The organism is Shewanella electrodiphila (assembly GCF_023283985.1).
GTDB classification, from domain to species: Bacteria; Pseudomonadota; Gammaproteobacteria; order Enterobacterales; family Shewanellaceae; genus Shewanella; species Shewanella electrodiphila.
Map to the genome: position 1 here is coordinate 423,130 of NZ_JAKIKU010000004.1, position 24,837 is coordinate 447,966.

At 40.5% G+C, this 24,837-nt stretch carries 23 protein-coding genes and 4 tRNA genes; 6 read left to right on the forward strand and 21 right to left on the reverse strand.

Annotated features, from left to right (window positions below; genetic code table 11):
* Positions 1-51 precede the first annotated feature (51 nt).
* Positions 52-624, reverse strand: a complete 573-nt coding sequence (locus L2737_RS09965; protein ID WP_248955627.1) for an anthranilate synthase component II — start codon at positions 622-624, stop codon at positions 52-54.
* A gap of 274 nt (positions 625-898) precedes the next feature.
* On the opposite strand from L2737_RS09965, the gene L2737_RS09970 reads away from it, so the two are divergent.
* Positions 899-2,167, forward strand: coding sequence for a metallophosphoesterase family protein (locus L2737_RS09970; protein ID WP_248955628.1), 1,269 nt, complete (start codon positions 899-901; stop codon positions 2,165-2,167).
* A gap of 105 nt (positions 2,168-2,272) precedes the next feature.
* Here L2737_RS09970 and L2737_RS09975 read toward each other — a convergent pair whose 3' ends face one another.
* The 19 genes from L2737_RS09975 to orn all read right to left on the reverse strand — a co-directional run bounded on the left by L2737_RS09975 (position 2,273) and on the right by orn (position 17,435).
* Positions 2,273-2,746: a ClpXP protease specificity-enhancing factor gene (locus L2737_RS09975; protein WP_102529208.1), complete on the reverse strand. Its 474-nt coding sequence runs from the start codon at positions 2,744-2,746 to the stop codon at positions 2,273-2,275.
* A complete protein-coding gene (gene sspA, locus L2737_RS09980) occupies positions 2,746-3,375 on the reverse strand; it encodes a stringent starvation protein SspA (protein WP_102529207.1) in 630 nt (209 codons plus the stop codon). The genes L2737_RS09975 and sspA overlap by 1 nt, the downstream gene beginning before the upstream one ends.
* 96 nt (positions 3,376-3,471) lie before the next feature.
* Positions 3,472-4,170 carry a cytochrome c1 gene (locus L2737_RS09985; protein ID WP_102529206.1) on the reverse strand — a complete coding sequence of 233 codons (699 nt, stop codon included), beginning with the start codon at positions 4,168-4,170 and terminating at the stop codon, positions 3,472-3,474.
* Positions 4,170-5,384, reverse strand: coding sequence for a cytochrome b (locus L2737_RS09990; RefSeq protein ID WP_055024957.1), 1,215 nt, complete (start codon positions 5,382-5,384; stop codon positions 4,170-4,172). Before L2737_RS09990 ends, L2737_RS09985 begins: the two co-directional genes overlap by 1 nt.
* Positions 5,384-5,974 carry a ubiquinol-cytochrome c reductase iron-sulfur subunit gene (gene petA / locus L2737_RS09995; protein WP_055024958.1) on the reverse strand — a complete coding sequence of 197 codons (591 nt, stop codon included), beginning with the start codon at positions 5,972-5,974 and terminating at the stop codon, positions 5,384-5,386. Before petA ends, L2737_RS09990 begins: the two co-directional genes overlap by 1 nt.
* 399 nt (positions 5,975-6,373) lie before the next feature.
* Positions 6,374-7,264: a protease modulator HflC gene (hflC, locus tag L2737_RS10000; protein WP_102529204.1), complete on the reverse strand. Its 891-nt coding sequence runs from the start codon at positions 7,262-7,264 to the stop codon at positions 6,374-6,376.
* Between the two features lie 3 nt (positions 7,265-7,267).
* Positions 7,268-8,425: an FtsH protease activity modulator HflK gene (gene hflK, locus L2737_RS10005; RefSeq protein WP_102529203.1), complete on the reverse strand. Its 1,158-nt coding sequence runs from the start codon at positions 8,423-8,425 to the stop codon at positions 7,268-7,270.
* A 33-nt stretch (positions 8,426-8,458) separates the two neighbouring features.
* Positions 8,459-9,778, reverse strand: coding sequence for a ribosome rescue GTPase HflX (hflX, locus tag L2737_RS10010; RefSeq protein WP_248955629.1), 1,320 nt, complete (start codon positions 9,776-9,778; stop codon positions 8,459-8,461).
* 19 nt (positions 9,779-9,797) lie between these two features.
* Positions 9,798-10,058 carry an RNA chaperone Hfq gene (hfq, locus tag L2737_RS10015; protein WP_102529201.1) on the reverse strand — a complete coding sequence of 87 codons (261 nt, stop codon included), beginning with the start codon at positions 10,056-10,058 and terminating at the stop codon, positions 9,798-9,800.
* Between the two features lie 88 nt (positions 10,059-10,146).
* Positions 10,147-11,073: a tRNA (adenosine(37)-N6)-dimethylallyltransferase MiaA gene (gene miaA, locus L2737_RS10020; protein WP_102529200.1), complete on the reverse strand. Its 927-nt coding sequence runs from the start codon at positions 11,071-11,073 to the stop codon at positions 10,147-10,149.
* Between the two features lies 1 nt (position 11,074).
* Complete coding sequence (gene mutL / locus L2737_RS10025) at positions 11,075-13,012, reverse strand: DNA mismatch repair endonuclease MutL (protein ID WP_248955630.1); 1,938 nt, start codon at positions 13,010-13,012, stop codon at positions 11,075-11,077.
* A 3-nt stretch (positions 13,013-13,015) separates the two neighbouring features.
* Complete coding sequence (locus L2737_RS10030) at positions 13,016-14,323, reverse strand: N-acetylmuramoyl-L-alanine amidase (protein ID WP_102529198.1); 1,308 nt, start codon at positions 14,321-14,323, stop codon at positions 13,016-13,018.
* A 24-nt stretch (positions 14,324-14,347) separates the two neighbouring features.
* Positions 14,348-14,806, reverse strand: coding sequence for a tRNA (adenosine(37)-N6)-threonylcarbamoyltransferase complex ATPase subunit type 1 TsaE (gene tsaE, locus L2737_RS10035; RefSeq protein ID WP_248955631.1), 459 nt, complete (start codon positions 14,804-14,806; stop codon positions 14,348-14,350).
* 173 nt (positions 14,807-14,979) lie between these two features.
* Positions 14,980-15,435: a ferritin family protein gene (locus L2737_RS10040; protein WP_229371226.1), complete on the reverse strand. Its 456-nt coding sequence runs from the start codon at positions 15,433-15,435 to the stop codon at positions 14,980-14,982.
* A gap of 687 nt (positions 15,436-16,122) precedes the next feature.
* A tRNA-Gly gene (locus tag L2737_RS10045) sits at positions 16,123-16,198 on the reverse strand.
* 23 nt (positions 16,199-16,221) lie between these two features.
* Positions 16,222-16,297, reverse strand: a tRNA-Gly gene (locus L2737_RS10050).
* Between the two features lie 92 nt (positions 16,298-16,389).
* Positions 16,390-16,465, reverse strand: a tRNA-Gly gene (locus tag L2737_RS10055).
* 96 nt (positions 16,466-16,561) lie between these two features.
* Positions 16,562-16,637 (reverse strand) — tRNA-Gly (locus L2737_RS10060).
* Positions 16,638-16,889: 252 nt separating this feature from the next.
* A complete protein-coding gene (gene orn / locus L2737_RS10065) occupies positions 16,890-17,435 on the reverse strand; it encodes an oligoribonuclease (RefSeq protein ID WP_102527974.1) in 546 nt (181 codons plus the stop codon).
* 113 nt (positions 17,436-17,548) lie between these two features.
* Here orn and rsgA point away from each other — a divergent pair, with 113 nt between their 5' ends.
* The 5 genes from rsgA to L2737_RS10090 all read left to right on the forward strand — a co-directional run bounded on the left by rsgA (position 17,549) and on the right by L2737_RS10090 (position 24,438).
* Positions 17,549-18,604, forward strand: a complete 1,056-nt coding sequence (gene rsgA, locus L2737_RS10070) for a small ribosomal subunit biogenesis GTPase RsgA (protein WP_248955632.1) — start codon at positions 17,549-17,551, stop codon at positions 18,602-18,604.
* Positions 18,605-18,670: 66 nt separating this feature from the next.
* Positions 18,671-19,531 (forward strand): archaetidylserine decarboxylase, encoded by an 861-nt coding sequence (gene asd, locus L2737_RS10075; RefSeq protein WP_248955633.1) that lies wholly within the window; start codon positions 18,671-18,673, stop codon positions 19,529-19,531.
* A 10-nt stretch (positions 19,532-19,541) separates the two neighbouring features.
* On the forward strand, positions 19,542-20,441 hold the full coding sequence (locus L2737_RS10080; RefSeq protein WP_229371134.1) for a DMT family transporter: 900 nt from the start codon (positions 19,542-19,544) through the stop codon (positions 20,439-20,441).
* 51 nt (positions 20,442-20,492) lie between these two features.
* On the forward strand, positions 20,493-23,696 hold the full coding sequence (locus L2737_RS10085; protein WP_248955634.1) for a mechanosensitive ion channel domain-containing protein: 3,204 nt from the start codon (positions 20,493-20,495) through the stop codon (positions 23,694-23,696).
* Between the two features lie 4 nt (positions 23,697-23,700).
* Positions 23,701-24,438: a glycerophosphodiester phosphodiesterase gene (locus L2737_RS10090; protein WP_248955635.1), complete on the forward strand. Its 738-nt coding sequence runs from the start codon at positions 23,701-23,703 to the stop codon at positions 24,436-24,438.
* Between the two features lie 42 nt (positions 24,439-24,480).
* On the opposite strand, the gene L2737_RS10095 is transcribed toward L2737_RS10090, so the two are convergent.
* Positions 24,481-24,813: a DUF3392 domain-containing protein gene (locus L2737_RS10095; protein ID WP_248955636.1), complete on the reverse strand. Its 333-nt coding sequence runs from the start codon at positions 24,811-24,813 to the stop codon at positions 24,481-24,483.
* Between the last annotated feature and the right edge of the window lie 24 nt (positions 24,814-24,837).

A 24,837-nucleotide genomic window follows, 5' to 3' on the forward strand; every position in this document is an offset into this window, starting at 1 on the left:
ACAAATAATGACAATGTTTGTGGGGATTTATCGCTTAAGTTGTAACAGAAGTTAGCATCGAGTCAGAAAATTATTCAATAGTTCATGACCTTGCTCAGTTAATATCGCTTCTGGATGAAATTGCACACCATAAATTGGCAGACTTTTATGACTCATTGCCATGATTTCTCGTCCATGAATGGGATCATCAAACCAGGCATCTAATTGAAACGATTCAGGCAAAGATTCAACTAGCAGAGAATGGTAACGCGTGACAGTTAATGGCTGATTTAATTGCTGAAATAAACCTAATTCGTTATGGGTTATTGCGCTCGTTTTACCATGCATGACCCGTTGCGCTTTTATCACGTTAGCCCCAAATACCTGTGCAATCGCTTGGTGACCTAAGCACACGCCCAATAATGGTACTTTACCCGCAAAATGCGCAATGGCAGCAAGTGATATACCCGACTCGTCTGGAGAACACGGACCAGGCGAAATAACCAGATGACTTGGATTAAGCGCTTCAATTTCACTGAGAGTAATTTGATCATTTCTTTTAACCACGACTTCATAACCTAAGCGCTGAAAATACTGCACTAAGTTAAAGGTAAATGAATCATAATTATCAATCATTAACAGCATTAAACATCCCAACTTCAAGGTGAAATTTGCACGAGTGTGGTCTTGTGACCACATCGGTTTGCAAAAGATTCCAAACTCAAACCATTATAAAGTTGATTAATAATCAACAGTCACTCTGTAGATGACCAACCAAAGGGTACAAGCCGCGGATAATATCATAGCTTAGTAGCCCACTTAAATTTTTAGCACTCTGTATGATTTATTTCAGCTGTAACGTTTCGTTGCTAGGGTATAATACGGCTCAATTTACTTTATTTGTCTTCTGGGTTTCAACATGCACAGCCACAAACAACAAATCGACAATACCAGCTTATATTTCATAGGTGATGTCTATGGCCGCTTAGATAAATTGAATGACTTACTCACTGAAATTGATTTTGATATTGAAGATCCTGAATCAAGCATTCAATTCGTGAAACTGGTGTTTTGTGGAAACTTAATTGCTGCAAATGAAGCTGAAAATATAGAGCACATTGCATTATTGTCATTTGTAAAAGAGTTAGTAGATAAAGGCCATGCTTTTTGCTTGTTGGGTAGCAACGAATTTGAAGCAATAGGATGGAGTAAGCATCACCCCATTACGGATACGCCCTACTTACCTAATGGTTCTACTGAAACCAATAAGTTAACACCGCTATTCTTAAAAGAATTCGCTCAAGGTGATGAGCAGTTGTTCCAGTGGATTGACTGGTTTATGGCATTACCGATTTATCTCGATTTTGATCATATTCGGGCAATACATGCATGTTGGGACGAATCCGTTATAAGCCAACTTAACCCTTATCTATGTTTATTAACTCAAGAGTCTACATCTACGATAAACACTGATTCAGAAAAAGGCAGTAAAAATGCTTTGTCTCAACAGTTTTGGCCTGCTGCATTTGATGAGACACATCCGTTATCAGCAATGATGACTTCGTGTCTCAACTATACTGTTCTGGAATTAATTGAACACCATCCACACCATCAATTATCGACACCTGTCGTAATTGGCCATTACCCTCAGGACAGTTTCCCTGACATTCAAAATGAGCATTTAGTTTGTGTTAACTACAACGCAGCGGTAGGCGATTATCCGTTAGTTAGCTTTGCTTGGCATCAAGGCCGTAAAAAGTCGATTGAGGTAAGCGCCTCTGAGAGTGCTAAATTAAGTTTAGGTGAGTTTTGTTTCATCGATCAGCCCTCAGCAGAAGAACATATTGCTGACGGAGTTGAAAACTTGCTAGCAGGCTTAGTGGAATTATTGCCAAAAACTGAAATCAGTCACACAAAATCAGAGCAATTAAAATCACATGTGGCTGATTGCATCTGCGCAGATTGGGATCCATTAGATCTAAATCAACACATGCATAATCATCATGCTTATCGTCAATTAATCGAGCCAATTGCCTTGCTTGCACTCGCTCAAGATTCTGAACAACTTTGTGCCTATTTGGCCATAGTCGCACGTTATCAATTAGAAACTGACAATGACAATCTAGAGAACCGCAGCTTAAAAGTCGCGTTTAAATTGACTCGGATGGCAAAATCTTATCTCGACTAAATTAATGGTTTACTTCAACAATCATTTTTAGTGAGACAGAAATGAAAAAACCAGTCACTCATTTGCGACTGGTTTTCTTATGAACCGAACTGACACATTACATCGTTACTTGACGACAGTTAAATGTGCACGTCCTTTTGGTTTTTCAGAATTGCTTGTAGGCTTTTCTTCTGTAACGTCAGCTTTATCCGTTGTTTCAACTGCAGAGAAAGAGCGTGGTGCTGGAGCTAAATCTTCCGATTCATCTTCAGGCATATAAGCATCTTCCATATCAAACACAGTTCCAGCACCGTTTTCGCGCGCATAAATCGCAACGATTGCAGCCATAGGTAAAACAACTTGCTGAGGCACACCACCAAATCGAGCATTAAACTCAACGAATTCATTGGTCATTTGTAAGTTGCCCACTGCACCGCCAGCAATATTAAGCACGATTTGACCGTCCTTAACAAACTCTTGAGGTACCTGAGTGCCCTTTACAAATGCATCCACAACAACATGTGGGGTAAAGTGGTTATCCATCAACCACTCGTAGTAAGCCCGCAACAAATATGGACGGTTAGGTGTAATCGCTTTCATTACATACCCATGCGCATTTCGCGCTCAACCTCAGTTAACGATGCTTTAAATGATTCACGCTCAAAAATGCGTGTCATGTAAGCATGGATATCTTTAGATGTACGAACATCTAAGTTGATACCTAACTCAGGTAAACGCCATAATAACGGACCTAAGTAACAATCAGCTAAGCCAAATTCTTCACTCATGAAGTAAGGCATTTCAGCAAATACTGGCGCTAAAGCAACTAAGCTTTCAGTTAACTCTTTACGAGCTGCGTCAGCTTTTTCACCTTTACGGATACGATCAACGAGTACATACCAGTCTGTATCGATACGGTGCATCATTAGACGGCTTTGGCCACGAGCAACCGGGTATACAGGCATCAATGGAGGATGAGGAAAACGCTCATCTAAATATTCCATAATGATACGAGATTCATACAGCACTAATTCACGATCAACTAGAGTCGGTACTGAGTTGTATGGATTAACATCCAATAACTCTTGAGGTTTCTCACTAGGTTCTACCTGCAATACATCAACAGTTACACCTTTTTCAGCCAAGACGATACGTACTTGGTGGCTATATAAATCATCGGCACCAGAAAAAAGTGTCATGATAGAGCGTTTGTTGGCAGCTACAGCCATTGTTACCCTCCAGTAAAACGGAAAAAACAAAACAAACGAGGGGCAAAGCCCCTCGTTTAAAGTATGCGAATAATGTATTTTACCCGTTATTCGTGTCTAGTGCACATCTTTCCAGTATTCTTTCTTCAACAAATAAGCAACGATGAAGAAAATAAACAAGAATCCGAGTACCCACCAGCCTAAAGCTTCGCGTTCTAATTTCACTGGATCTGCAGAATATGCAAGGAAACCAGTGATATCGCGAACGGCTTGGTCATACTCTTCAGCGTTCATAGAACCGCCAGTCGTCACAACAGTGCCATCTTCTTGCTTAACAGGGATACCCTGTAAATCTTCAAGAACGTGAGGCATGCCCACTAATGGGAATACTGTGTTGTTCACACCAAATGGACGGCTTTCATCTTTATAAAAACCTTTAAGGTATGAATAAACCCAATCTTGACCACGAACACGTGCAACTAGCGTTAAGTCAGGAGCCGCTCCACCAAACCACTTTGCAGCATCTGCAGGTGGAATCGCGTTTTCCATCAACTCACCAACTTTAGCATCGGTAAACATGTACTTTTTACGCATGTCATCAACTGAAATACCTAAATCTTCAGCTACACGACCATAACGTTGATATTGAGTACTGTGACAGCCAGAACAGTATTGCTGAAATAAATTCAAACCACGTTCTAACGACTCTTTATCATGTAAGTCCACATTGGCACTTTCTAAATGAACATTGCTGCCACCTGCTGCGATAGCAAGTGATGGTAACAATGTAACTAATGCAATTAATAACTTTTTCATTAGTGCGTCACCCTCGTAGGAACCGGTTTTGTCTTTTCATTTTTACTGTAAACCCACAGTGCAACGAAGAAGCCAAAATAAGTAAGTGTAAAGATACGAGCTGCAATAGTTAACGTTGGTGTTGCTGGTACAGCACCTAAGTAACCAAGGATTAAGAAAGACACAGTAAATTGTGCAATGTTAATCTTGTGGATTAGACCACGGTAACGAATAGACTTCACTTTACAGCGATCTAGCCAAGGTAGAACGAACAATACCGCAATCGCAAGACCCATACCGACAACACCTAACAGCTTGTCTGGGATCGCACGTAAGATTGCGTAGAACGGAGTGAAATACCAAACCGGAGCAATATGTTCAGGAGTCTTCATTGGGTTAGCCGCTTCGAAATTTGGCTTTTCAAGGAAGTAACCGCCACCTTCAGGCATAAAGAACAATACGTAACAGAACACGATTAAGAAACCGGCTACGCCCATAATGTCTTTTACTGTGTAATAAGGGTGGAAAGGAATAGCGTCTACTGGCCATCCGTTTTCATCTTTATTCTTCTTAACTTCAACACCGTCTGGGTTGTTTGAGCCCACTTCGTGTAATGCAATTAAGTGAAGGAAAACAAGTACAACAAGCACTAATGGCAAAGCAATAACATGCAATGCGAAGAAGCGGTTTAGCGTAGCACCAGAAACAACATAGTCACCACGGATCCACAATGTTAAGTCATCACCAATAAACGGTATTGCACCAAACAAAGAGATAATTACCTGTGCGCCCCAGTAAGACATTTGTCCCCAAGGAAGCAAGTAACCCATAAAGGCTTCAGCCATTAACACTAGGAAAATCAACATACCGAATAACCAAAGTAGTTCTCTTGGCTTTTGGTAAGAACCGTAGATAAGACCACGGAACATATGCAGATAAACCACCACAAAGAACGCCGAGGCCCCAGTGGAGTGCATATAACGAAGTAACCAACCGTATTCAACATCACGCATGATGTATTCAACAGAAGCAAACGCGCCTTCTGCTGTTGGCACGTAATTCATGGTTAACCAAATACCAGTCAGTAGTTGGTTAACTAAAACAAGTAGAGCTAATGAACCAAAGAAATACCAGAAGTTAAAGTTCTTTGGAGTTGGATATTGACCAACGTGACGATTATAAGTCGCCGTCATTGGGATGCGAGCATCAATCCAATCAACGATATTCTTAACCATTATGCAGCTCCTGTGTCTACACCGATGAGTACCGTGCCGTCATCAACATATTGATGTGGTGGTACAACAAGGTTTAATGGCGCAGGTACACCTTGGAATACACGACCAGCCATATCAAACTTAGAACCATGACATGGGCAGAAGAATCCAGCCGTAACACCTTCGACTTGCTCGCCAAATGAATCAGGCAAATAAGTTGGTGAACAACCTAGGTGAGTACAAATACCTACAGCAATGAAAAACTCAGGCTTAATTGAACGAGCAGGGTTAGCTGCATATTCAGGCTGTTGTAATTCTTCAGAGGCAGGATCGCGTAATTGACCATCTAATTTGGGCAGTTCACTTAGAATTGCATCTGTACGACGTACAACCCATACAGGTTTGCCACGCCATTCAACACGAATTAATTGACCTGGTTCTACTTTACTAATATTAACTTCAACCGGTGCACCTGCAGCTTTCGCTTTAGCGCTCGGATTCCATGACTTGATAAAAGGCACCGCTACAGCGACGGCACCAGCTCCACCAACTACGGCGGTTGCGGCTGTCAGGAATCTGCGGCGTCCGGTATCGACTGGCGCATTGCTCATCCACTTATCTCCCAGAGGGTGTTGGAATTCTTATATTTTAATAACTTAGCAACATTAGAATCACTAATCGCTAAATCTATACTTTGAGGCGGGGCTCATTATAGCGAAAAATTAGAACCAGATCATAGTAAAACACACAACTAAGTTGCGGGAATTGTATGTTTTTTTTAAGGCGCACAAAAAACAACCAAGCATTTTGATACTTTTTAGAGAATATATGTAGAAGTGGATTTTATAACTTACTGTTAATTAATAAAATTTAATGAAATACTTTGCTTCTAAATTAGTCATAGCTGATTAATTAAGCCAAAGTGCAAAAAATTCAATTTGTTTATATAAAAAGTCGCAGACATAAAAAAACCCGGTAATAACCGGGTTTTTAATCAACTTAATGACAATTTACTTACCATCAATTGATTTCATGTACTTAAAGAAGTCACTATCAGGTTCTAGAACCATCACATCACTGTTGCCAGCAAAACTTTCTTTGTAGGCTTCTAAGCTACGTAAAAAACCATAAAATTCAGGATCTTTGTTATACGCATCTGCATAAATTTTAGCCGATAGTGCATCACCTTCACCTCGAACAGTTAACGCTTTACGTTCAGCTTCTGCAACTTTAACTGTTACATCAGCATCAATCGTTGCACGAATGATTTCAGATTGCTCTTTACCTTGTGCACGATGCTCTTTAGCAACAGCTTGACGCTCTGCTCGCATACGCTGAAAAATACTGCTACTCACGTTAGCAGGTAAATTGATTTGCTTAACACGGACGTCAACCACTTCAATACCCAAATCCTGTGAGCTTTCAGCTGCATTTTCTAAAGCATCATTTTGCAGTTCATCACGTTTGCCAGAAACAATTTCTTTAATGGTGCGACGACCAAACTCAGTACGTAAATCATTGTTGATTTTACGTTGTAGCAAGTCTTCTGCAGTTACGATGTTACCGCCACCTGTTGAAAGGTAGAAGGTTTCAAAGTCGTTAATACGCCATTTAACGTATGAATCAACCATCAAATCTTTCTTTTCAGAAGTCACGAAACGGTCAGCTGCGCCATCTAGAGTTTGAATACGTGCATCAAGGTATTTAACCTTATCGATAGCAGGTATTTTAAAATGGATCCCCGGTGCAAGCACACGAGTAACAGCTTCGCCGTTGACATCATCTTTTAAAATTTCACCAAAACGCGAAACAATGGCACGTTCGCCTTCATTTACGACCATCAAAGATGAAAAACCAATCCCTAAAAGGATGACTAAAATAATCAGTCCAAATCTACCCATGAGTTAGTCCCTCCCTTGGCGAGAACGAGCTTCGCGAGTTTGGCGGCCATCAAGCGGCATTGAAGAACCAAACGAATTATTTGAAGGAGTATTGATATGCGTTTCCGCTACAGGCTCAACCACTTCACGTTTAGTTTGATTATCCATCATTTTATCTAAAGGCAAATACATTAAGTTACCACTGTTTTTGGTATCAATAAGTACTTTATTCGTGTCAGCCATGACTGCTTGCATCGCATCTAAATAAAGACGCTTACGAGTCACTTCTGGTGCCATTTCATACTCAGGCAATAACTGTTCAAAACGCGCTACTTTACCTTGAGCTTCTAACACTTCACGCTGTTTATAAGCGCTAGCATCTTGAGCCATACGTTCTACTTGACCACGCGCTTTAGGTTCAATTTCACGTGCGTAAGCTTCAGCTTCACGAATGAATCGTTGCTCATCCTCTTGTGCAGAGATCGCATCATCAAAGGCATCTTTTACTTCTTCAGGCGGACGCGCAGGCAAGAAGTTGACGTCTTGAATTGATAAACCTAATTTATATGGTTCAAGAATACGTTCTAGTTCAGACCAAGTATCACGACGAATAGCATCACGACCAGTGGTCAGGATGTCATCCATAGTGTTATGTCCAATCACATAACGTAAAGCACTATCTGTCGCTTCTCTTAAACTTGCATTGGCATCAACAGCGCTGAACAAATACAAATAAGCATCATCTACGCGGTATTGAACATCTAATTCAACTTTAACCAAGTTTTCATCAGATGTTAGCATGCTGCCAGAAGATGGAATTGATCGAACTGCTTTGATGTTCACAGGGAAAACTTCATCAATAAAAGTCGCTTTCCAATGTAAACCAGGTCCAACTTCGCCAGAATGTTGACCGAAACGTAAGGTCACCCCACGTTCAGCTTCTTTAATGGTATAAAAACCTGAAGCCCCCCAAACCAACAAACCAATAACTAAAACAACAATAATGCTGGTTGAGTTAAATGAAGGACTTGACGATCCACCTGAACCACCTTTACCACCGCCAAAGCGCTTTGAAAGATTACGAAATACTTCGTCTAAATCTGGTGGGCCTTTATCGTTACCGTTTTTGTTTCCCCAAGGGTCTTTATCTTTTCCCTTGTTACCGGGCTCATTCCAAGCCATTTAGCACTCCATAAGTGGATGAAATAAATGTTATTAGCAAGTAACGTCTACTGCTGAATCTTCAAGTGAAGGTTCAGAGATAAACGTCTCTAATTCGCCTTGACTCTGTTTTGTTAATCGGCGCCAATTGGCTTCCGACAAACGAACAGACAAAATACAGTTCCCCAGATCGTCATACTCTTTCTGCTGTATCGCGTCCAGTCCATAAAACTGACCAAGATAATGCCCAGCCGTCGCTGGTATTTTCAATGTTTGCTCTACAATCACTTCACCGATTAACTCGTTGATAGCCTGTAATAGCAATTCAAATCCAATTTGTTTTTGTGCAGATACCCAAACTCGTTCAGGCATCCCCTCATCGTCGTAATCGATTCGAGGTACAAAGTCTTCCAATAAGTCGATTTTATTACAAACGACCAGTTGAGGAATAGTATCTGCGTCAATTTCTTCAAGTACATTTTGCACTTGTTCGAAATTTTCCGTCATATTTTCATCTGCACAGTCTATGGCATGCAATAACAAGTCAGCTTGACGAGTTTCTTGCAATGTAGCTTTGAAGGCTGCGACTAAATCATGAGGTAAATGACGAATAAACCCAACGGTATCCGCTAAAATGACGGCACCATCAGGTAAATTTAGTTTACGCAACGTTGGATCCAACGTGGCGAATAACTGATCCGCTGCATAGACTTCTGAAGCGGTTAACGCATTAAACAAAGTTGACTTACCCGCATTGGTGTAACCCACCAATGACACAGTTGATAAGTCACTGCGTTTACGCGATCGGCGGCTTTGTTCACGTTGCTTGTCTACTTTATCAAGTCGACGATTAATACTCTTAATTCGCCCACGCAACAAACGTCTATCGGTTTCGAGCTGGGTTTCCCCAGGTCCTCGCATACCAATACCACCTTTCTGTCTCTCCAAGTGAGTCCAACCACGAATAAGGCGAGTCGACATGTGGCGCAATTGCGCTAGCTCCACTTGTAACTTACCTTCGTGCGTTCTCGCTCGTTGAGCAAAAATATCTAAAATCAGTGCTGTCCGATCTAATACTCGGCATTCACAAATTTGCTCTAAATTTCTTTCTTGTGCAGGACTTAACGCGTGATTAAAAATCACCACATTTGCTTCAGTAGCTGCCACCATTGCGGCTAACTCTTCAACTTTACCTGTACCAACAAAAAACTTTCGATCAGGTGAACGACGGCTTCCGGTAATAACACCAACAGAGCGAGCTCCTGCTGATTCAACTAATAATTGTAACTCAGTTATGTCTTCTCTTCGGTCGTCATCAGAAAAGTCAATATGTACAAGAACTGCGGTTTCACCCGCTTCATAGCGATCAAACAAGTAGCAAACTCCTTAAATATTATTCTGATGCAGGTGCTTCATCATGCTGTGTATGAGTACTTTGAGCTGTCACATTAAATGGACGCGCAGGTACTACAGTCGAAATAGCATGTTTGTAAACCATTTGGCTTACTGTATTTTTTAACAAAATAACGAATTGGTCGAATGACTCAACTTGTCCTTGCAACTTAATACCATTCACTAAATAGATTGAAACTGGTACACGTTCACGACGCAGTGCGTTCAAAAATGGGTCTTGTAAAGATTGCCCCTTAGCCATTTCGATTTCCTTTTTTTATTTTCAAAACAAATTTTTTGAATAATGTTTTATTGTTTAGTTTGAGTATTATACAGCAACGGCGAATAATCTAGCTCGAATGTCGTATAAGTGTAACTAAATTTCCTTCGGCTCCACTTTCAAGCCAATTTAAGTCTGGCCAACTTCTCAACCATGTTAATTGACGTTTAGCTAATTGCCTAGTAGCTGCAGTGGCTTTTTCTATCAAAGTATCATAGTCAAATTCTTCATCTAAATACTGCCAACACTGCCTATAACCAACGCAGCGCATAGAAGGCATGTCTAAATGCAAATCGCCTCTGGATTTTAATCGCTCAACTTCTTCGATAAAACCCTGTTCCATCATCAGTTTAAATCTTTTCGCGATTAATTCATGTAATACTTTTCTATCAAGTGGTGCAATAGCAAATTGAACCACATCATATGGTAACGCCTCTGACTTAGTTGCTGTCAACTCAGTCATTGTCTTACCTGTTATTCTAAAAACTTCTAAAGCACGAGAAAGTCGCTGCGGATCATTAGGGTGAATTCGCTCACCCGCTACAGGGTCAACCTCGCAAAGTTGCTGGTGTAACACATCCCAACCAAACTCTTCTGCTTCTTTAATTATTTCAGCTCTAATATCGTCATCAGCCGCAGGAAGCGGAGATAACCCTTCAAGTAGTGCTTTAAAGTACATCATGGTGCCACCGACAAGTAGTGGGGTCTTACCACGAGCAATAATTTGTTCTATTTCAATCAGTGCATCACGTCTAAAATCAGCAGCCGAATAGCTTTCACTCGGATCTAATATATCAATTAAACGATGCGGTGCTAATGCTAATTCATCAGCATTAGGTTTAGCTGAACCAATGTCCATTTGACGATATATCAGCGCAGAATCAACTGAAATAATTTCACAGTTATGCTTTTGCGCCATTTCAATGGCTAAAGATGTCTTGCCTGAGGCCGTTGGCCCCATCAAAAACAATACTTTAGGTTGTTTAGCTTGGTTCACATTAATTCTCTTCTAACCAGATTTTCCATGGTAACGACTTTGCTTGTGACTCAAGACTCAATTTCTGTTCGTTATCTAATTGACTGTATTTAAACCAAATCTCTGATGCTGCTGTAAATGATTGCGTTTGGTGTTTTGCAATCCACAGTGATAATGCTTCATCTGAAGGAGTTTCTAATTTAATCCAGTTTAATAGTTCTGGAATTAATACAGCTAACTGGCTGTCTCTCAGATATGGGGGCACATTCTTTATTATCAACTGTTGGTAGCGAATTGATAGGGTTAATCCTAGTCTGCGCAGTAAAATATCTCGTTCTTCCAGTAATGCTTTCCAATCCACATCAGCTTGAATTGACACAGGCATCAGCAAAGGCTGCCCCACTAAACCAGTGTTAATCTTAGAAAGTATTTCATTTTTTGCAACAATAACTGACACTTGCGATATATCGAGCAAGAGTAATTGGCTTTCTTTGGCCATCACCCAATATTGACCATCTAATAAAGGCGGCATGGTATTAACAACTGAAGTATTAACTTCATTAATTTGTGTTAACGATGCATTTTCTTTATTGGTTTGTAGTAATTGACCATAATTTGCTATCGCAGTGGGTGTAACTTCTGCAGAGTCAATGGCCCTGGCATTACCACCTTGAGAACCACCATATTGATGACCTTGTGCCGGTATCGACATGCTACCAAAGCGATTATTACTCACCTCTCTAGGCTGGTATTCCTTATCACTATCGGTATGGTTTGCACCTATTTGGGTTAAATATGCACTAGCTTGAGTTCCTTCACCACGATACAAATCCCCCTGATGACGTCCATTCTGATGTGGATTATTTGCCTGAGCATGTGACGATTCATGGGAGTCGGTAGTTGTAATGCTTTGCCCATTTACATTCACACTATCTGAAAAGTGACCTTCAGATTCGATAGTCAATTCAGAAATCTGCTCAAGTACCGACTGCAAAGCCTGAAGTATAAAATCATGAACTAAACGGTTTTGATGAAACCTGACTTCATGTTTTGCTGGGTGAACATTAACGTCAACTTGATGCGGGTCAATCTCAAGCATCAACACATACCCAGGTTGATGCTGAATATTAAAACGACCAAAAGCTTGTTTAACCGCATGGTTAACTAGTCTATCTCGCACTAGTCTGCCATTGACATAAAAGTAGCAGCTATCGGTAACATGCGTATCACTTGGAGACTGTAAATATCCTGATAGTGTCAGACCATCATGCTCACACGATAAGTGCAGCGCTTGCTCAGCAAATCCGCGCCCACAAATTTGCCCCAAGCGTTGCTTATACTGGATTTCGGTATTGGCAGGTCGATATTGGCGCACCAATTTACCATTATGCGTTAGGGTAAAATGCACATCGGTTCTAGCAATCGCAATCCGTTTAAGCCACTCATCAATATGGGTGAACTCAGTCTTATCACTCTTTAAAAAACGTCTTCTAGCGGGGGTATTAAAAAATAAATCCACCACGTCGATGGTTGAGCCTTTTGGGTGTGCAGCTGGAGTAATTTTTACATCCATTTGCGAGCCAGCAGCGTTTGCCTGCCAAGCTTCTGATTGTTCAGCGGGCTTCGAGGTTAAACTCAGGCGCGCAACAGAGCTAATACTCGCTAACGCCTCACCACGAAAACCAAAACTTAAAATCGCTTCTAGATCATCTAGCGAGTGAACTTTGGATGTCGCGTGACGTGATAAAGCTAATGCAAGTTCATCTTTTGCAATGCCTTTACCATTATCTCGAATACGGATTAATTTACTGCCGCCTTTATCAATCTCGATATCGACGCGCGTCGCTCCAGCATCTAAGCTGTTTTCGACGAGCTCTTTAACGACTGATGCAGGTCTTTCAACGACTTCACCTGCTGCAATTTGGTTGGCAAGTTGCGGTGGTAGAATTTGAATTGCCATAATTTATGCCCTCGGAATGACCAGCTTTTGGCCTATTCGTAATACATCGGACTTTAAGTTATTACTTTTCTTGATGCTGGCGACACTGACTTTATAACGCTGGGCAATCACAGATAATGATTCACCGCTTCTTACCGTATGCTTCACATTACTTGTCTTAGCGAATGCAGTACCTGCAGGCGGGTTGGCCTCAAAATAGTTCACCACCCCTTTGTGAATCGCATTGGCTAATTTCTGCTGGTGATTGCCATTTAGTAACTGTTTTTCTTCTTTTGGATTAGAAATAAAGCCGGTTTCAATCAAAATTGAAGGAATATCTGTTGATTTTAATACCGCAAAACTTGCTGATTCAGGTTTATTTTTATGCAGCTTAGTCACTTTACCTAAGCCTGATAAAATATCAGTCGCAATACTGTGGCTTTCCGCCATTGAGTGATCCATCGACATATCAATCAAGGTCATCACAAGGTACTGTTCACTATCAGTGTTTTGAATAATGTCGCCCACTCCACCTAACAGCTCCGAGTGTTTTTCTTTATCTTCAAACACACGACCAATTTCAGTATTAGCACGGCGTTTAGACAACACCCAAACTGAAGCACCTTTAGGGTGAGGTGTCGTAAATGCGTCTGCATGAATAGATAGCAATAAGTCCGCTCGGCTATTTCTTGCTAACTCGGAGCGTTGGTTCAAGTTAACAAAGTAGTCACCACTTCGGGTCATTACCGCTTTCATACCGGGCGTTTCATTAATCTTGCGTTCGAGTCTTTTTGAAATAGCTAATACGACTTTTTTCTCAAACGTCCCTTTAGGACCAATAGAGCCAGGATCTTCACCACCATGGCCAGCGTCAATGGCAACAATTACATCAGTTGATCGCTTGCTCGTTTGCACCACTTGCTTTTTAGCTGCTGGCTGGTTAGCAGAATTATCTAAATCGACCACTAATCGATTGCCGTAAGGCGCTGTTGGTGTCAAAGAAAATAAACTCGCCTTAACCGGAGACGCCAACTCTAAAACCAAACGTAGGGTGCCTTTTTTAGGCGGAGAACTGAGTCGAACTTTATTAATCAGCTTGCTATCTTTGGCTAAATTATCAAATTTCACTTTTGTGGAGGCATCTTTGAGATCGATAACCAAACGCTGAGGGTTTGTTAGCGAGAAATGACTATATGATGGCGCTTTCGATAAATCAAAAACGACCCGGGTAGAATTGGGGGCATCCCAAATGCGGATGCTATCTAATTTATTAGCTGCATCAACTGTATATGAGAAGCTAAGCAACAATATAAACGCAAAAAATCGAGTCATTTTATCTTAAGTCTTAAGTCATTATTATTTTAATTTATTGACGATGAACTGCCCTGAAGGTGTCAGTCCAGTAATTTCAACTTGTCTCTGCTCACCTTGATACTTCAAATGAATCGCAAGATCAGCTGCTGGCAGTAAACCATGCCCTCTATCAGGCCACTCTACGATACTGATGCTTTTTTCAGTAAAATAATCACGGATCCCCATGTACTCAAGCTCTTCAGGATCGAGTAAACGATATAAGTCAAAGTGAAATACTTCCATATCTTTTAACTCATAAGGCTCAACCAGAGTATAAGTCGGACTCTTTACATTACCTTCATGACCTAAACTCTGAATTAGGCCACGACTTAACGTCGTTTTACCCGCACCTAAGTCACCGGTTAAATATATCACCAAAGGCGCTGAAACCCAGAGCGACAACTCAATGCCTAATTCAATTGTAGCTTGTTCGTCTTGAAGATTTTTTGTTATAGAAGTCATGTTAACTTACCAGCACTTGAGGGATTAATCATATAAAAAGTATCATTTCACAGAGATTAAATACGCTTAACTGTAATATTACCCGATTTAAACAGCTGAAAAAAATAGAGTCAGCTTAATAGCTGACTCTATTTGGAAATATTAACATAAAATAGAAATGGGCAAAATATCTGTTAAATATCTTCCATTCTTAATGCACTATGCACGAGTCTTTTTTGTTGAGTTCGTTCAACTCTTACCAAGTCTAGTAAAGCCTCTTTAATCTCTGTAACTGCAGTACTGTTAGCAGTCTTTTCTATCAGTCCAATTAATCTATTTTCTAAATCAAGATGCAGTTCGAGTACATCATCTTCATTCATGTTGGCAGCTAGAGTTGAGTCATCGCAACGCTTTTTAAAGTCTTCGAAAGTGATATCTTTGTACCAAGTATCCAGCATCCGCGTTGGTGCTTCATCAATGTAATCTTCAATACTGTCATGCACATGTTGTTGATGTTGTTGCAAATACTCCAACATCATTTTTACTCGAGTCGAATCAGCATTGCGCTGTAATCGGCTATAGAGTTGTTTCATGTCTAAACGTGACTTAGCAATAAACTCAAGTAACTCACTTAGTTGTTGGATACGTATCATAAACACTCCACGGTATCTGCATTCTCATGCAGCTAATAAATTAGTTTGTAAAAGCTTGTATTTATTATGGTTGAAAAATCACAAGGAATATTTGAGCAAGCTCATATTTTACATATAAAAGACAGGTAAATTAGCAAATATGAAATAAACAGACATTAAACCTGTTAAAACCAGCCTACGTGTTCATTAAATCTAAAGAAATTTTTAATTCGGGGTATAACTAAAGGAAATTAGCTGCGACCTGATATTTTCAACAAGCATGGTTTGAACTGATGACCTATACCTTGGAAAAATAAAGGGATCACTATGCTAAAAACGCAACTGAGCTAATTGTTAAATAAGGAGGGTTTCTTGCAAAAGGTATTACTGAAAGAAGTTTGGAGCGACCTAATATTTTCAACAAACGTGGTTCGAACTGATGGCATATCCAGAAAAGATATAGTTGATTTACTTTTTGGGAAGTTTGGAGCTACCTGATTTTCAAAAAGAGTGGTTCGAACTGATGACCTATACCTTGGCAAAATAAAGGTATCACTATGCTAAAAACACAACTGAGCTAATTGTTAATTTAAAAGTTTACTTGAGATAAAACAAAGAGGAATTTTGCAGCGATCTTATATTTTCAAAAGAGTGGTTCGAACTGATGACCTATACCTTGGCAAGATATAGCTGATTTAGGAAGTTTGGAGCGACATATCAGGTTCGAACTGATGACCTATACCTTGGCAAGGTATCGCTCTACCAACTGAGCTAATGTCGCCTTACAAAACTTGGTATTGAAATTGGAGCGACATATCAGGTTCGAACTGATGACCTATACCTTGGCAAGGTATCGCTCTACCAACTGAGCTAATGTCGCATCTTGTTGCTTGATTAAAACATTTGGCAAGGTATCGTCTGATTCAAAGCCAACTGAGCTAATGTCGCATCTATATTTCAATTTTTAAAAATTGGAGCGACATATCAGGTTCGAACTGATGACCTATACCTTGGCAAGGTATCGCTCTACCAACTGAGCTAATGTCGCATCTTGTATGCTTTATTAAAACATTTGGCAAGGTATCGTTTCAACCTTATCAACTGAGCTAATGTCGCATCTTAATCAATTTTTAGTTTGAAGATTTGGAGCGACATATCAGGTTCGAACTGATGACCTATACCTTGGCAAGGTATCGCTCTACCAACTGAGCTAATGTCGCATCTTGTTGCTTTATTAAAACACTTGGCAAGGTATCGTCTGATTCAAAGCCAACTGAGCTAATGTTGCATCTCTTTTGCTTTAAGAACACACTTGGCAAGGTATCGTTTGAACCAAAACCAACTGAGCTAATGCAGCAAATCTTCAAATTACAACTTCAAATAGCAAGTGGCTCGCTGTAAAAAGTTGAGGCCGCATTATATGTAATATTCACTACACTGCAACCCCTAATTCAAAAAAAAGGTTTGATTGCTTAAATTTTAAATACTTCTTGGCGATAAAACTGCAATTCAGCAATAGATTCCTTGATGTCTTCTAGTGCTTGGTGGGTATTCTTTTTGCTAAAGCCTTTCATAACTTCTGGCTTCCATCGATTTGTTAGCTCTTTTATGGTGCTGACATCAATATTGCGATAATGGAAGAAGTCTTCTAGCTCAAGCATGTATTTGTTCAAAAAACGGCGATCTTGGCCAATGCTATTTCCACACATAGGCGAAGCACCTTTAGGGACATATTGCTCTAAAAATTCAATCGTTGCTCTAATAACGTCTTCTTCAGAATATTTACTGCTCTTAACGCGATCAATTAATCCAGACTCACCATGATGCTTTTGATTCCAATCATCCATGCCATTTAACACTTCATCAGACTGATGAACCGCCATAACTGGCCCTTGGGCAATAATATTTAATTCTTGGTCAGTCACAATCGTCGCAATTTCAATAATACGATCGACACTGGGCTCTAAACCAGTCATTTCTAAATCAACCCAAATCAGATTGCTCGAGTTTACAGCCATAATATCTGCCTTATTCTGTCAAAAGCCCTAAATTCAGGCTTTTTTATTAAAGAGGGTGTATCATACTGTTTTTTTATACGACAAAAAAACCACTAATTAATGAAGATTTGCCTGTGAGTAAAAAGAAACCACTTAGCCAAGGTCAAAAGCGCAGAATGCGCGACAACCAAAGTAAACGTTTAAAGCGTAAAGATAATCCTGATCAGACAACCGATCTACAGGATAGTCTACTTGGACCAGAACAACAGGGTATCGTCATTTCACGCTTCGGTCAGCATGCTGATATTGAAACCGAAGATGGTATTGTTGCACGTTGTAATCTCCGTCGAAATATCACTAGCCTTGTCACTGGCGACAAAGTGCTTGTGCGCTTAGCCACTGAAACAGATCGTGGTATTGGCGGGATCGTTGAAGCAGTTCATCCACGAACATCTTCCCTTACCCGTCCAGATTTATATGACGGCGTAAAAATTATCGCAGCCAATATTGATCAGATATTAATTGTCTCTTCAATTTTACCTAGCTTCACCACACAAATTATCGACCGATATTTAGTGGCTGCAGAAGACACTGAAATTCCACCTGTCATTATCCTTAATAAAATGGATTTACTAACCGATGACAATCGTGAAGAAGTTGAAGTCGCTTTAGCCCGTTATCGCCAAATTGGTTACCCTGTTTATATGGTGAGTAGTCACACCGGTGAGGGAGTCGAACAAATAAAATCACTGTTATCAGATAAAATCAGCGTGTTTGCAGGCCAATCTGGTGTCGGAAAATCATCGCTGATTAATGCACTCATGCCAGAAGCGGATCTTCTCATTGGTGATGTATCTGGAAACTCTGGCTTAGGCCAACACACCACAACTACAGCCAAGTTACTGCACTTTGAAAGTGGAGGAGACTTAATTGACTCGCCCGGTGTCCGTGAGTTTGCATTATGGCATTTACCCGCACCTCGCGTCGGCGAATGCTTTGTTGAATTCAGAGAATACATCGGCACCTGTAAGTTCAGAGATTGTAAACACGGTAATGATCCGGGATGCGCCTTGCAAGCTGCACTCGCGGATGGGAAAATAACTGAAGATAGATTTAACAACTATCACCGCATTATAGCTAGCCTTGATGAACAGCGTCATGCTCGACACTTTAGAGCATTAGATGAATAAGCTAACAAATTTAGTTTTAAAAATATCAAGATAAGCACCAAACATATAACTAAAAAGGGTACTCAATTGGATTCTGTTAAAATTGCTTTGCAATATATCTTACCTAAACATTTACTATCACGTCTTGTGGGTAAGCTTGCAGCTGCGGAAGCGGGAGCGATTACTACCGCAGGTATTAAATGGTTTATCAAGCAATATAAAATTGATATGTCAGAAGCGGCACAAAGTGAGCCTGAAGCATACAAAACCTTTAATGCATTTTTTACCCGTGCTTTAAAACCTGGCCTTCGCCCTATTGTGGCAGACGACAAAATCATGGCTCACCCTGTTGATGGTGCAGTCAGTCAATGTGGCCCTATTGAAGCTGGCAAAATTGTCCAAGCTAAAAACCATGATTACACGACGCTTGCATTACTTGGCGGACAGCAAAAAGATGCTGAGCGCTTTAATGGTGGTGATTTTGCCACGATTTACTTAGCGCCTAAAGATTACCATCGTATTCACATGCCTATCACTGGTACCTTGTCAAAAATGACATATGTACCTGGTGAGCTATTTTCAGTTAATCCACTCACGGCACAAAACGTTCCAGGGTTATTCGCCCGTAATGAGCGTGTTGTTGCCATTTTTGAAACCGAAGTGGGCCCAATGGCCATGGTATTAGTTGGGGCGACCATTGTTGCCAGCATTGAAACCATTTGGGCAGGTACCGTTACACCGCCGTGTGGTAAGCAAGTGTTTACTTGGGATTACCCAACCGAAGGTGCTGAAGCGCTAACACTTGAAAAAGGTGCAGAAATGGGTCGATTTAAATTAGGCTCCACTGTAGTGATGTTATTTGGTCAAGATGCCATTGATACCTTTGCAGAAGGTGTAGAGCCGACTGAAACGACTCGTATGGGTCAAGCATTCGCTCACTTAAAGTAAAATATTAAATATGCCTATCGGCATGATAAAAGCGCAGCGCCCTGAAGTATCAAATGCTTCAGGGCTAATTCAGTTACATATTGCAGTGCTGCTATTTGGTATTACTGCATTATTTTCAAAAATACTTCCCCTTAATGCATTAGATATTACCGTTCTTCGGTGTACCGTCGCATTTTTCGTTCTGGGATGTATTGTCAAAATTTCTCGTCAAGCATTGCTGTTATCTCAGCCCAAGCATTATTTAATTGCCCTTGGATTAGGTATTTTGGTGAGTTTACATTGGGTAACCTACTTTGCTGCAATGCAGTTATCTTCTGTCGCCATCGGAATGATTGCTTTTTTTACCTACCCTGTCATGACAGTCTTAGTTGAACCTCTCGTCAATAGAACTCGCTTAAGGTTTATAGACTTACTCTCAGGCATCGCAGTACTCACAGGAGTATTTATGCTTATTCCTGAACCTAACTTTGATAATGATGTCACTTTAGGTATTGCTGTAGGTGTACTCTCGGCTGCTTTATTTACTGCACGTAATTTATTGCACAAAAAATACTTCTCACAATACAGCGGGCCACAAGCAATGTTCTATCAAACATTAGTCGCTGTGATAATCTTGTCTCCTTTTTTAGAAGTCGAACTCACCTCAATTACGCTAGATATATGGTTAACCATAGCCATTTTAGGCGTATTCTTTACTGCTGCGCCCCATGCGTTATTTGCCTCCTCACTGCGTCAACTAAGCGCTAAAACCGCAAGTTTAGTGTCTTGCTTACAGCCTTTTTACGGCACAGTTTTAGCCTTCTTACTGCTGAACGAACAAGTTAACCTTAATACCATTATTGGTGGATTGATTATCTTGCTCACAGCAATATTCGAAACTCAGCAAAATCATAAAAAAAATAAAGCGTAAACTCAGGTTTTTGTTACCATTGTATTAGTCTCTCACTAGCAATCATTCCCTATGTTACGTATTGCGTTTTTTATACTCAGCTTTATCTCCTTTGTTGCGTCGGCTAATTCTCCCCTGCAACTGGATAAACGCTTGGGATTTTCTCAAAGCAACAACTCATCGCAAGTCGTTGACCTACCCACTCAAATAGAAAACGTCAAAACCAGCATCACAAAGCTGAGTAATGAAAAGAACGGTTACTTGGAGCTTGAGCAAAACAGCGACGTTATTACTCAAAAGATTTCAGCAGAGATTAATCAACCAATAACTGACATTAACATCAGTGCCGATATTGACATGGGTCAGCAAGCCTCGATGGCTTATTACCATTTGTCTGAACTCAAACAATCTGAAAATGATTTAAGCGAACAATTAGTGCGCCTTTCAAAAAGGCAGCAGCAATTACCAAGCTTAATCAGACAGGCAAAGGATGCCTCGAATCAACATAAAAGAACCCAGCTAGCTCCCGTAGATACGCCATTGGGCCAGTTGCATTTACTCCAAGGTCAATTGCTTGAGCAACATATTGAAACCTTAACGGCTGAACTGTCTAGCAGCCCTAAGCAAAAACAAATCGCCCAATTACAATTACAGTTATTGCGTATTGAACATGCACAGCAAGAGAAGCTGATCGAATCGTTAAATAAACAAAATAATCAATATCGCCAGCAACAAGCAGCCAATACCATTGCCAATAATATTATTGATCAGCAGCAGCTGGCCGATACGATTTCTCAAGAGATAAGCCAAAAAAACCAGCAATATGCTCAAGAGTTAATTCGCATCACTAATGGCATTACTCAAGTCATTACTCAACAGGAAAAAGCAGAGAAGCAATATCAATCTCATGCTTTGCAATTAACCAACGTTGAAGAACAAATAACCTGGGTGGAAACCAACTCAGCTTTTGGCGACCGATTCTTACAAATGCTGCAATCGCTGCCTAAACCGCCAAACCAAGATGTATTACTGGCTGAAATTGCTGACTCTCGTTTGAAACGCTATCAGGCTGAACAGCAGCAAGCGTTAAACAAGCAACAGCTCAATACTGAAGATTTTCTCAATCACACTCAAATAAAGTTACTAGAATCACAACAAAGCTTGATTGAACAATTGGTGCAGAACTACGATGTATATCTGAATGAGCAGGCAAAGCTGAGAAACAGTTACGAGCAACTTAATCGAATATACTTGCGTCTGAAAAACACCCTGAACGAACATTTATTTTGGGTACCGAATGCGGCCAGAATTTCAGGTTTATGGTTCATCGATTTAAAGAATGCCACTGTTTGGCTCACTCAGGCGCCTCAAAGGGAAAAGTTAAAACAAGCATGGCAGTCACAGAATATTTACTGGGCTTGGTGGGTCATTATTCTCATCCTTTGCTTAATGGCTCAGGATTTATTAACTCCAAGGTTCAACAAAGCCATTGAACATTACGGTCAAAATGTCGGTAACGTAACCCAAGATAAGTTTATCTATACCGCGAAAACCCTCGGCTTAACGCTATTTTACTCGCTATTAAAACCTATGCCCTTGTTACTGGGCGGGTTAATTTTCTTTTCATCAGAGTTTAATTTTGTCCACGCGATTGGGGTTGGTGTACTTTCTATTGGCTGTAGCTATTGGGTATATCGATTTTTTGCCCTTCTGTCATTAGACAATGGCATCCTCATCAGCCATTTCAGGCGGCCACAACCGCTAGTGAAACGACTACAGCAAAAGACCTTACGCTTTATTTTCATCAGTTGGCCACTGATCGGTATCATGGGGTTCAGCGAAGCCATTGATACTTCCTTAATCCGCAATAGTATTGGTCGTGGCGCATTTCTGGTTTTCACCATTACGCTACTTATCCTTTACCGCGATATGTATGCATTTATTAATGATTTTCGTGCCAATGCTAATGATGGCAAAAACATGAAGTTATTTAATAAAATTACTTGGACCTTTCTAATCGCAGTACCTTGCTGCTGTATCGTATTAGCCTCAATAGGTTACTATTTCAGTGCATTCCAAGTGTTATTACAACTGCAACTTTCCTTACTATTAGGTTTAGGTTTCTTGCTACTGTATCAATTAATTAAACGCTGGATGTTAATTGAAAGACGACTGATTGCCTTTGATCGCGCAAAAGCTCGCCGAGCAGAACGCTTAGCCCAACGTGAACGCGGTGAACTCAATAATGCTGCTGATGTGAATGATAACTATGAAGAACCTATTGTTGACCTTGAGACTATCGCAAGCCAATCACTAGGCCTTGTACGCTCGTTATTAATTTTAGCCTTTTTTGGCAGTTTGTTGGCTTTAGTATCACAAACCCATACCGCCTTATTCTCATTTTTAGACGGTATTACGATGTGGAATACTCACTCGGTTATCAATGGCATAGAGCAGCAAATTCCCATTACCTTAAAGTCTATTCTATTCTCATTCATCGTTGTCGGCTTTTCGGCCATGATAGCCAAAAACCTTCCTGGTTTATTAGAGTTAACCATCTTGCAACGATTAGAATTAACCCCAGGTACAGGCTTTGCGATAACTACGGTTAGCAGCTATCTAGTCATATTTTTAGGCTTACTCGTGGGTTTCTCAACCATTGGGGTTGAGTGGTCTAAATTACAATGGTTAGTGGCAGCGTTATCTGTTGGTTTAGGTTTTGGTTTACAAGAGATTTTTGCTAACTTCATTTCTGGTTTAATTATTCTGTTTGAAAAACCCATCCGCATAGGTGATACCGTCACCATTCGCGATTTAACTGGTACTGTCACTAAAATCGAAATTCGTGCCACGACAATTGTGGATTGGGACAGAAAAGAAATCATTGTGCCGAATAAAGCCTTTATCACAGAACAATTAGTCAACTGGTCACTATCAGATCCTATTACCCGGGTGATTGTTAGCGTATCAGTACAACGTGATGCAGACCCTTCAAAAGTTGAAGCGTTACTTCATCAAGCGGTAAGAGAATGTGATTTATCATTGAGCTTCCCTGAGCCTGAGGTTTGGTTTGCAGGTTTTGGCCAGCACACACAAGATTACGAAGTCAGATCTTATGCAAAAGACATGAACGATCGTTGGCCGTTAAGGCATAATTTACACAAGCGTATCTGTAAAAAGCTAAAAGAGAATCATGTTGAGTTGGCATATCCGCAAATGGAAATTCATATCAACAATGGTCAATCTCGTGATTTACATCAAATTATAAAGGGTTAGGTAAATGCTGATTTTTGCACATCGCGGTGCCAGCGGTTACGAGGTTGAGAACACCTTAGCTGCTATGGAAAAAGCACTGTCAATTAATGTCCAAGCTATTGAACTGGACGTATATAATATTGAAGGTGAGCTGTTTGTGTTTCATGATCGTCGATTAGAAACAAAAACAACGGGTCGCGGGGTGACTCACCTTGCTTCAAAAGATGAACTCAGTAAAGTGACCATTCAACAGCACTCAATTCCAACGTTGTGGCAAGTGATGACGTTAATTCGAGGCCGTTGTATCGTCAACATTGAACTTAAAGGCTACCACACTGCTGGGCCATTAGTTGCTGTATACCCCAAACTTATCAGTGAGCTAAACTTCACTAATGAGCAATTACTGATTTCATCATTCAATCAGCCCTATTTATCTGTGGTAAAACAGCATTTACCCCGCGCGAGGGTCGCCCCTATTCTAACTGGCGTACCATTGCACTATGCTGAATCTGTCACAGCACTAGATGCGTATTCTATTCATGTTGATCTTCATTTCGTTACCCACGAAATGGTTCAAGATGCCCATCAACGTGGCGCCAAAATTTATGTTTATACCGTAGATAACCCTGAAGATATTCATGCATTAAAAGGACTTGGCGTCGATGGAATTTTTAGTAACTATCCTGATAAAGCCGCTATCGTGTTAGCCAATTGCAGGCATGACAACTCCCATACAACAAGTCATGAAAAATGGTTTGGTTAATTTTTCACTAAATAACAAATGGATTCAGCGTAAATAACGCGTTTACACTTGCCTGTTTCGCTGAGCCCATGCACCTATTCCAATAAACACCCCAATCACAACCAGTAACATCCACTGTGATGGCATTTCTCTAAGTTGACTCGCTAGCCATGGACTGATACTCACAATAGCCAGACCGTAACCAAAAGCATTGACCAGAACAAATGCTGAGGTTCTAATAATGAAGCCACTGCCTGACAATGACCGCCTTAATGCCCGATTGATATCTGTGGCGAAAATAACAATCGTACAGGCCACTAATGCAGTCGCAATCTCACTCATCCACGGATGCAACATAGCGCCAATTTTAGATAAAAATGCTATGATTTGATTCATTAACCTACCTCTTAAATTACGACT